6 protein-coding genes are annotated in these 9,193 nt (G+C 66.8%); 4 read left to right on the plus strand and 2 right to left on the minus strand.

Annotated elements, in window-relative coordinates; all coding sequences use genetic code 11:
- Positions 1-96 precede the first annotated feature (96 nt).
- Positions 97-765, minus strand: a complete 669-nt coding sequence (locus AB3X89_RS24655) for a cysteine dioxygenase (RefSeq protein ID WP_368585604.1) — start codon at positions 763-765, stop codon at positions 97-99.
- Positions 766-904: 139 nt separating this feature from the next.
- Between AB3X89_RS24655 and AB3X89_RS24660 the strand changes: the two genes are divergently transcribed.
- Positions 905-1,378 carry an Lrp/AsnC family transcriptional regulator gene (locus tag AB3X89_RS24660; protein WP_368585605.1) on the plus strand — a complete coding sequence of 158 codons (474 nt, stop codon included), beginning with the start codon at positions 905-907 and terminating at the stop codon, positions 1,376-1,378.
- Positions 1,379-1,551: 173 nt separating this feature from the next.
- Entirely contained in the window at positions 1,552-1,761 is a 210-nt protein-coding gene (locus AB3X89_RS24665; RefSeq protein ID WP_368585606.1) for a hypothetical protein, read from the plus strand.
- A gap of 19 nt (positions 1,762-1,780) precedes the next feature.
- On the opposite strand, the gene AB3X89_RS24670 is transcribed toward AB3X89_RS24665, so the two are convergent.
- The gene (locus AB3X89_RS24670) at positions 1,781-4,297 is read right to left on the minus strand and encodes an FUSC family membrane protein (protein WP_368585607.1); all 2,517 of its coding nucleotides are present in this window, start codon (positions 4,295-4,297) and stop codon (positions 1,781-1,783) included.
- A 213-nt stretch (positions 4,298-4,510) separates the two neighbouring features.
- Between AB3X89_RS24670 and recC the strand changes: the two genes are divergently transcribed.
- Entirely contained in the window at positions 4,511-7,903 is a 3,393-nt protein-coding gene (recC, locus tag AB3X89_RS24675) for an exodeoxyribonuclease V subunit gamma (protein WP_368585608.1), read from the plus strand.
- Positions 7,900-9,193: UvrD-helicase domain-containing protein (locus AB3X89_RS24680; RefSeq protein WP_368585609.1), on the plus strand; the 1,294-nt coding region annotated here is incomplete at its 3' end. The genes recC and AB3X89_RS24680, both read left to right, overlap by 4 nt.

Below are 9,193 nucleotides of genomic sequence, written 5' to 3' on the forward strand. Positions count from 1 at the left end.
TGTGTGCTCGCATGACTGCGTAGTCGCGCGAACGCGTTACGTCACATCCCGTCACACGTCAGGTCACGTCACGTCCCGTCGTGACGTGCACCGTCGTCACACCATCTCCGCGGCATCGGCCGTGCGCACGATGTCGTTCACGTGCGTCCCGATCCGCGCGCCTTCGACGCCATAGATATGCAGCGACACCGCCAGCGCGTCACTGCTGTTGCCGAGCCGATGAATCGCTGCGCGGCCGCCGCGCACGTACGACACCGCGCCGCGGTTGCGCGTCCGGGCGCGCAGCGCGCTCGCGCATTGCTGCGCGTCGTTCCATTCGAAGACCGTTTCGCTCAGCTGGCCTTCGACCACCGTGTAACCGCACCACGTGTGATGTGCATGCACGGGGCTCGCCTGGCCGGGCTGCCAGACCAGCGCGGCGATCGCATAGCGGCCTTGCGGATCGGCGACGAGCAGATGGCGCCGATAAGTTTCGGCGGAACCTTCGCGTTGCACCGGTGCGAGCAGCGCCGGGTCGGCGGCCGCCTCGGCGAGCGCGAGCCGCATGGTGCGCGCGAAGAACGTCGAATGCGACGGTTCCGGAAATTTCGCGCAGGCTTCGAACATCGCGTCGAGCGTGTCGCACAGGCGCTCGAGCGGTGTGCGCTTGATATCGCGCAGCGTGTGCATAGGTAACGCGGTCGCTTCGAGGCGGGCCGGGTCCGGCAGCGACTTCAGGTAGTCGGGAAGGTGCTTGAAAGCGGTGGCGCGAAGGTCGTCGCTCATGATGGTGATGCAGCGCGAACGCCGCTGGTCGGCAATTTTCGGTATCGATATTTATACCGGTTTGCCCGGAGAAAGAGTTTCCATATAATTCCCTCCGCCGTCAGAAAAGTAGAATAATTTCCTATGAGGGGTGGGGGGTATGGGTATGGATATCATCGATCGGAAGCTGCTCGAATTGCTGCAGGCGGACGCGACGATGCCGATCGCCGAACTCGCGCAGCGCGTGAACCTGTCACAGACGCCATGCTGGAAGCGGCTGCAGCGCCTGAAGGACGCGGGCGTGATTCGCGCGCAGGTGGCGCTGTGCGACGCGCGCAAGCTGGGTGTCGGAACCACGGTGTTCGTGGCGGTGCGCACGAACCAGCACACGGACACATGGGCCGCCGCGTTCGCGCAGGCGGTGCGCGATATCCCCGAAGTGGTCGAGGTCTACCGGATGAGCGGCGAGACGGACTATCTGCTGCGCGTGGTGGTCTCCGATATCGATGACTACGACCGGATCTACAAGCAGTTGATCACGGCCGTGCCGCTGTACGACGTGAGTTCGAGCTTCGCGATGGAGCAGATCAAGTATTCGACGGCGTTGCCGGTGCGTTCGTCGGCGGTAACGTGATGCTCGTGGAGCATCCGTGAGCGCCAGGAGCGCCGCTTGCTGTTTCGATAGCAAATGCGCTCCGGCGCATCCATGCCGACCCCATCGGCTGCAAGCCGCGTGCAAGCTCACTGGGCGTAGAATGCCGCCTTCTCCGACCCATCCGCGACTGCTACGCGAACCGAGCCCGCTTCATGACCAGACCGCCGCGCAAGAAGAACCCGACCTTTGGCATCGCCGTCTTTATCGTGGTGGCGATTCTGCTCGTGACCGCAACGCTGATCTACAACGCGATCCGTCAAAAGCACGAGTTCGAGAGCCAGCCCACGCAGGTGCCGGCGGTGGCCTCGGAGGCAGCAGCGGCGGTCAACGCGCTGAGACCGGCGAGCGGCGCCGCGCAATAATGCCCGCGCGCGTCGCAGCTCACTCCTCCGGCAACCGGATGATGCTCGCGTCCTTGCGAATCTGCGCGGACGCCGCGAGCATCTGCTTGCATTGATGCGCGAGCAGTTTCGTGTCGTGCACCGCATCGGCCGAATAGTCCGGCGATTTCTCCGTTTTGACGACCATCGCATCCAGCTCGCGACTCATCAGTTTGATCTGCTCGCTCTGCTCTGCGGGCAACGCGGTGCCGGCTTCGGCGGCGCTCAGGTTGTCGCGCACGAGGCTCAATGCGCGCTGCAGCGGCTGTAGCGAGACATCCTCGACCTGTTGCTGCTGTTGCGCGGAGGTGCGCAGCAGCGGCGCGGCAGCCGTGATCTGCGACGCGAGCACGTGGCTGCGCACCAGCAGACCGTTCAACTCCGGCACGAACTTCTGCGCGGACTTCGGTTCGAGCATCATGCGCTGGAATGCCTGACCGAGATTCGCGAACGCAACGTGAACGTTCTTGCGCGCGAGCCGATAGCGGTAATCGCGGTCGAGCGCGGTCGCAGCCGCGGCGGCGGCAGCCGATGCGCCGCTTGCCGGGCGCGCGGTCGGATTGCGGATCGTGGTGGTGCCATGGGCGGCGTCGCCAGCGTTTGCCTCGGCACCAGCGTCGCCGAGCGGCTGTGCACGGCTTGCGCGCTCCGCGCGGCGCGCACCGGCGCCACTCTCCACGTCGGCTTCGGCTCCAGCGACAGCGAGCGCCGGCCCGCCAAAGCCGAGCGCCGGGTCCGCCATCGCGGCCGCCGGCGCACGCGCGCCCGCTTCGGTCACGGCCGCGACCACCGCAGCGGCCGGCTTGCCGCTCCACCACCAGCTCGCTTCGAGATACTGCCGCGTCGCGCTGATCATGTTGTTGACGAGCTTGCCCATCAAGCGGTACTCCCAGTACGGGAACAGGTGGCTCGCCGCAATCGCGATCGCGCAGCCGACCACGGTGTCGATCGCGCGCTCGCCGATGATGCGCAGGCTGCCCGGCGCAAGCAGATGGAACAGCAGCAGCACATACGACGACGTGAACACGACGCTCGCCGTGTAGTTGAACAGCAGCAGGCTGTAGCTCATCACCATCGACGCGAACATCACGACCATCAGGATGTGCGGCTCCTTCACGAAGATGATCAGCGCGATGCTCGCCGCGCAGCCGATCAGCGTGCCGATGATCCGCTGCCCGTTGCGCTGCTTGGTCAGCGAGTAGCCGGGCTTCAGAATGATGACGGTGGTCATCACGATCCAGTACGCGTTGGTCAGCGGCAGCAGGCGGCCGAGCCAGAAGCCCACGGCGACCGCGATCGTCACGCGCAACGCATGGCGAAAGCTCGGCGAGGCCATCGTCAGATTCGAGAAGATCTGCCCGAACGGCACGCGCCGGCTCGTCACGAAGCGGCTCAGCGCCTGGTCGATGCGCAGTTCGGTTTCGGTCGGGCTCGGCTCGGTGGTGAGGCTGCGGCGCATCTTGTCGATCAGCCGCGTGGCGCTCCAGATGCGGCGGAAATTCGACGACACCGCCGAATACGCCTCCGGGTTCTGCGTCGGCAGTTCCTGCTTGCGCATCAGCTCGATTTCATACTCGATCGCGCGCAACTCGGCCTTCACGTTCACGCGCTTGCGCGGCGCCTGATTCTGCAGCACCGCGAGGCCGATCTCCTCGAGATCTTCGGCCGCCTTGCGGATCAGATCGCGATAGAACACCAGCAGGTCGGAGCCGCCGAACGTGCTGCGCACGAGCGTGTAATCGGTTTGCGCGCCGACGAACAGCTCGTGCAGATCGACGGTATTGATGAACAGGTTGTACAGCATCGCGCGGCGTGGTTCGAGCTTGCCGCGTTTGAGCCTGGGCAGATTGCGCAGCACGATGTCGCGCGCGGCCTCCTGGCGATCGACCGCGGAGATCTGCTTGTCGACGAGGTTGCGATAGCACTCGTCGAGATCGTTGTCGAGATCGTAGAACGCGGCGCGCGCGAGCAGATAGTCCGCGCACGCGAACACGCTTTCGGCGAGCGCCTGCTGCTCGATCCGATGCACCATCCATTGGCTCACGAAGGTCGACCAGTATGTGTACCAGAGGCCGCCGAGCAGGATCCACGACGCGTTGACGAGCGCCTGCTGTGGCGTGAAGTGCTCCTCCAGCGTCAGGATCATCATGAACAGCGTCGCGAAGCTGATCTGCGGCCAGCGGTTGCCGTACACGACGATCAGCGACAGCACGAACGTGAGCGGCACGACCGTGCACCACAGCGCGATCGGATTGACGGTGGCGAGGCCGGTGGCGAGCGCGGACAGAAAGCCGATCACCGAGCAGGCCAGCATCTCGTTGTGCTTGTACTTGAGCGGGCCCGGCATGTCGACGACGCAGGCGCCGAGCGCGCCGGTCGCAATCGTGAAGCCGAGTTCACGATTGTCAAACACGAGCAGGCACAGGATGGCCGGTAACGACACGCCGACCGCGATGCGCAGGCCGCCATAAAAGTACTGGCTATAGAGGAATTTTCTTATTTCGACCGAATAGCGCATCGACTAACTGAATCCATTCACCGAGAAAACCGCAGTTGGAAAGACAGCGCGAAACTGCCGTCGAGTCTAACTGATTTTGCGCGCGATCTGACCTCGTCCATTCGGCCAGGTTATGCCGTGGGGATCGGTTTGTTATGCTGTCGCTTCAATGTCCGCCGCGGTTCGCGAGCATCACTCGCGGGCCGTCGGCGTGCCAAATGTGATCTGGAATCCATGCTTCAGCTCTTCTACTCGAACCGCTACGAAACGCTGGTGGGCGCGCTGCTCGACGACCTCGCGCAAGCGCCGTCCGACCCATGGACCGCGCGTCCCGTGATCGTGCCGAGCGCGGCCGTGCGCCGGCGGCTCGAACTCGATATCGCCGCGCGCCAGGGCATCTGCGCGAACGTGAACTTTGGTTATCTCGCGCAATGGTTGTGGGCGCAGATCGGCGGCGTGATCGAGGTGCCGAAGCATTCGCCGTTCGCGCCGGACCGGCTCGTGTGGCGCTGCTACCGGCTGCTCGACGACACCGACGAAGCGCTGCCGTGGAATGCGTCGCCGCGTTTGCGCACCTATCTCGATGCGGCCGACGCGTCGATGCGCTACGAACTCGCGCGGCGCGTCGCGACCGTGCTCGATCACTATCTGACCTATCGCCCCGAATGGCTGCTGCAGTGGCAGAAGGGCGGCTCGATCTTCGCGAGTGGCGCGGCAGACGACACCGGTCCGCGTCTGACCGGCGCGAGCGATGCGGCGCGCGAAGACGAGCGCTGGCAGGCGGCGCTGTGGCGCGCGGTGCTCGCCGAACTCGCGCAAGCCGGCGGCCATGCGCAAACATCGGCGGCCGCGTTGCCACCCGCGTATCGGTTCCTCGATGAAATCGCCGTGCTCGATCTCGAGGCGATCTCGAACGCGCAATGGCCCGAGGCGGTCAGCGTGTTCGCGCTGCCGACCATGCCGCCGCTTCACATTGCGTTGCTGCGCGCGCTGTCGCGCTGGATCGACGTGCGTCTCTATGTGATGAACCCATGCCGCGAGTTCTGGTTCGACGTGGTCAGCGAAGGGCGCGTGCAGGCGCTCGACGCGGCGGGGCAGCTCGACTATCAGGAAGTCGGTCATCCGCTGCTCGCCGAATGGGGACGGCAGACTCAGGCGCAGCTGCATATGCTGCACGAGCTGACCGAAAGCGCGGCATCGGCCGAGACCGGCGACTTCACCGAGAACCCCGAACCGAGCTGGCTTGCCGCCGTGCAGAACGGCATCCTCGATCTGCGCAAGGAAGCCGATGCCGACGAGTTGCCTGTCGAGCGCGGTATCGAGGTCCACGTTTGCCATAGCCTGTCCCGGCAGCTCGAAGTGCTGCACGATCGCCTGCTTGGCTGGTTCGACGAGTTCGACGATTTGCAGCCGTCCGACGTGCTGGTCGCGGTGTCCGATCTGGCGGCGGCCGGTCCGCTGATCGATGCGGTGTTCGGCACCACGCCCGCCGGCGACACGCGCCGTATTCCGTACCGGATCACCGGCTTGCCGCCGTCGCAGGCCAATCCGGTCGCGCGTCTGTTGCTCGACTGGCTCGCGCTGCCCGAGCGCAGTGTGGGTGCGCCGGATCTGATCGAATGGCTGCGCGTCGAAGCGGTCGCGGTGCGTTACGGCATCGATGCGAATTCGCTCGAAGCCGCGCAGGAATGGCTCGCGGCCGCCGGCGCGCGGCGCGGGCTCGCGCCGCTCGAACCGGTCGGCGAGCACGTGCCGGTCGCGCGTCATACGTTCGCCGATGCGCTCACGCGCCTGTACCTCGGCTATGCGATGCCGGCCGGCGGCGAGCCGGTCGATGCATGGCTGCCGGTCGAAGGCGCGGGCGGTTCGGATGCCGAATTGCTCGGCCGTCTGTCGCGCTTCGTCGACGATATCGACAGCTTCGCGGCGAGCTGTGCGATCGAGCGCCCGCCCGCCGACTGGTCGCAGCTGCTGCTCGAAACGCTCGGGCAGTGCTTCGACGGCGGCGTCGAGTTCGCCGATTCGCTCGCGGCCGTGCGCGACGCGCTCGATGCGATGACTGCCGCGATGCAGGCCGGCGCGCGCGACGTGTTGCTGCCGGCGTCGGTGGTGCGCACCGCGCTCACCGAAGCGCTCGACGACCCTGCGCGCGGCGGCGTGCCGTGGGGCAGCGTGACGTTTTCTTCGCTGACGAGCTTGCGCGGTTTGCCGTTCCGGGTGGTCTGCCTGCTTGGCATGGACGACGGCGTGCTGCCGTCGCTCGCGCGTGCCGACGAGTTCGATCTGATGGCCGCGTTCGGCAAGGCCGGCGACCGTCAGCGCCGCGACGACGAGCGCAATCTGTTCCTCGATCTGCTGCTCGCCGCGCGCGAGCGGCTCTTCATCGCGTACACGGGCCGCAGCATTCGCGATAACGCGCCACTGCCGCCGGCCGCGCTCGTCGACGAATTGCTCGATCATCTCGCGCAGGTGTCGGCGGGCGAGGACGCGAGTCCGGCCGACGTCGACCGCGCCCGGCGCGAGTTCATCGTCGAGCATCCGCTGCAGGCGTTCGCGTCGGACTATTTTGCGGCGAAGGCGGACCTGTTCACCTACGACGCCGATCGCGCCGAGCTGGCCACGCTGCTCGCCGAACCGCAGCATGCGGATGCCGCGCCGTTCTTCGATCAACCGCTGCCGCCGGAAGATTTGCGCGAGGTGCAGTTCGACGATTTCGTGCGCTTCTGGCGTCATCCGGCGCGCGCGTTGTTGCGCGACCGGCTCGGCATCGCGTTGTCGGACGCGCAAGGCGAACTGCTCGATACGGAGCCGTTCGATCTCGACTATGCGGGCCGCGACGCGCTCGCCGAGCGCCTGCTGCCGGTGCTGCTCGACGCCGACACCGCAGACGACGTGGTGTATAGCCGCGTGCAGCGCGTCGCCGAGGCGAGCCCCGAGTTGCCGGGCGGCGCGACCGGCGCGGTGTGGCGCGCTCGCGAACTGTCCGCGCTGCGGCAGTTGGCGCAAAGCGTGCGGCGCGAAGTCGCCGCCGGTGTCGAGCGCTTGCCGTTCGTGCTCGACATCAGGCCGCGCTGGCCGCAGGGCGGCGATGGCATCGATAGCGCCGATTCCCTGTTCGGCGACTACGACGCGCTGCTGCGCGAGGCCGCCGAAACGCCGCTGCAATTGCGCGGCACGTTGAACCTGCTGACCGGAACGGGACAAGTGATCTTTCGTTATGCCAAAGCCAGCGCACGCGATTATCTATCCGCGTGGCTCGCGCATCTGGTCTATTGCGCGGCGCAGCCGGACGGTCCGCGCCGCACCGTGTGGCACGGCAGCGGCGAGAGCTTCGAGCTCGCGCGCGTCGCGGCGCCGCTCGACGAACTCGCGCCGTTGGCGGCGCTCTTCAATGCCGGCCGTCGGCTGCCGCTGCGCTTCTTCCCTAAGAGCGCATGGGCGAGAGTCAGCGAAAGCGAATCGGCGGCACAGGGCGTATGGATCAACGACCGCGTGCGCGGCGAGTCCGACGACCCCGCGTTGCGCATCGCGCTGCGCGGCACGCCGCTCACGCTCGCGCAGCCGTTCGGCAGCCTCGCCGCGATCGTCTTCAAGCCACTGATCCAGCATGTGCGGAGCGCCTCATGAGCGAAGCGCTGCGCCATCAAAACCTCGTCGCCGACGAACTCGACGTGTTCGCGTGTCCGCTCGACGGCGTGAACCAGATCGAAGCGTCGGCGGGCACCGGCAAGACGTGGAACATCTGCGCGCTGTATGTGAGGCTGCTGCTCGAAAAGAACCTGAATGCGGATCAGATTCTCGTCGTCACGTTCACGAAGGCCGCGACCGCGGAGTTGCACGAGCGCATTCGCGGCCGTCTCGCGGAACTGCATCGCGCGATCGAGATGGACGACGACGGCGACGATCCGTTCATCCGCCGGCTGTTCGAAACGACGCTCGCGCCGGAGAACGGTATCGACCGCGAGGCGGCGTTGAAGGTCGTGCGCCGCGCGCTGCGCACCTTCGATCAGGCCGCGATCCACACGATCCACGCGTTCTGTCAGCGGGCGTTGCAGGAAGCGCCGTTCGCCGCCGCGATGCCGTTCGCGTTCGAGATGGAAGCCGACGACGCGGCGCTGCGCTTCGAACTCGCCGCCGACTTCTGGCGCGAGCAGGTCGAGCCGGTCGCGCATGCGCATCCGGCGTTCGCTGCGTGGCTGGTGGCGAGGCGCGCCGGTCCGGCGTCGCTCGACGAGCAGTTGGCGCGCCGCCTGAAAAAGCCGCTCGCGCAATTGCGCTGGGGCAGCGTCGACGCGCACGGCGCTAGCGCCGATCCGCAGGCCGGCTTCGATGTCGCGTGCGCGATCTGGCAGGCCGAGCGCGACACGATCGTCTCGCTGCTCGCCGAGGCCCAGGAGCGCCTGAGCAAGACCACGCACAAGCCCGATCACGTCAGCGCCGCGATCGCCGCGTGGACCGACTACTTCGCGCGGGGCGACTGCCATGCGCCGCCGCCGCGCGCGGCGTTGAAGCTGACGGCGTCGGCGTTGAAGAAGGCGACCAAGGCCAGCTTCGAGCCGCCCGCGCATCCTTTCTTTGAGCATGCCGACGCGCTGGCCGCGGCCGTGGTCGCCGCCGAGGCCGCGCAGCGCGCGCGCTGGCTCGGGCTCGTGCAGACCTGGCTCGACTTCGCGCCGGCCGAGCTGGTGACGCGCAAGCGCACGCGCCGCGTCGTGTCGTTCGACGATCTGCTCGCGAATCTGTATCGCGCGCTGGCCGCGCATCCGTGGCTCGCCGATGCGTTGCGCAGCCGCTATCCGGCCGCGCTGATCGACGAGTTCCAGGACACCGATCCGCTGCAATTCGCGATCTTCAGCCGCATCTTCGCGCCGGCCGAGCGGGTGACGCGCAAGCGCACGCGCCGCGTCGTGTCGTTCG

It is taken from the genome of Paraburkholderia sp. BR14320, from assembly GCF_040948665.1.
Lineage (GTDB): Bacteria > Pseudomonadota > Gammaproteobacteria > Burkholderiales > Burkholderiaceae > Paraburkholderia > Paraburkholderia youngii.

What these genes read in the sequence shown, in the direction of transcription:
- recC (WP_368585608.1), top strand. Translation starts at nt 4,511, where the DNA reads ATGCTTCAGCTCTTCTACTCGAACCGCTACGAAACGCTGGTGGGCGCG.
- AB3X89_RS24670 (WP_368585607.1), bottom strand. Translation starts at nt 4,297, where the DNA reads ATGCGCTATTCGGTCGAAATAAGAAAATTCCTCTATAGCCAGTACTTT.
- AB3X89_RS24665 (WP_368585606.1), top strand. Translation starts at nt 1,552, where the DNA reads ATGACCAGACCGCCGCGCAAGAAGAACCCGACCTTTGGCATCGCCGTC.
- AB3X89_RS24660 (WP_368585605.1), top strand. Translation starts at nt 905, where the DNA reads ATGGGTATGGATATCATCGATCGGAAGCTGCTCGAATTGCTGCAGGCG.
- AB3X89_RS24655 (WP_368585604.1), bottom strand. Translation starts at nt 765, where the DNA reads ATGAGCGACGACCTTCGCGCCACCGCTTTCAAGCACCTTCCCGACTAC.